Genomic DNA, 460 nt, shown 5'->3' with positions numbered 1-460 from the left:
CCCGAGACGGACAAGAAGCGTATGGTCGAAATCAATCGCATGCTGGAAGAGTTGGATCACAAGCTTACGGCATTGATTGAAGAGGATCGCACAGCATACGCGCAGGACATCATCGACAAGATGTTCAAGGCATTTCCGCAGGGTGCTGAGTGGACCGAGGCTATGCAACTCATGGCAGAAGAAGAGTACTACGTGTACAGCCCATCGGCACGTCGTCGATTCCTGCCTGCGGCCATGACTCAGGATCAGCAGATCGTGGCGCAGCAGGTGCGTCGCGGTTCGAACGCTCCGATTCAGGGGTTTGCATCGGAGATCGGGGTTCGGGCCGGCCGCGAGATCATGGAGGCCTACTACGATGCGCTGCCTCAGTGGCGCGAATGGTTGGGTCTCGAAGGTACGGACTGGGATTGGCGCATGATCTTCAACCGTACCGTGCACGACGCGAACTACTACTCGGTCC

General features: G+C 57.4%; 1 protein-coding gene. It reads left to right on the top strand.

The genetic code is table 11. The annotated features are described in order from the left end of the window. On the top strand, positions 1-460 hold a 460-nt coding region (locus tag AC30CM_RS27050), incomplete at both ends, for a DNA polymerase (protein WP_490119983.1).

Source organism: Mycobacterium sp. DHQP2018-32-09, from assembly GCF_058148405.1.
The sequence above is the reverse complement of the archived record's forward strand: the minus strand, read 5'-3'. Positions and strand labels throughout refer to the sequence as shown.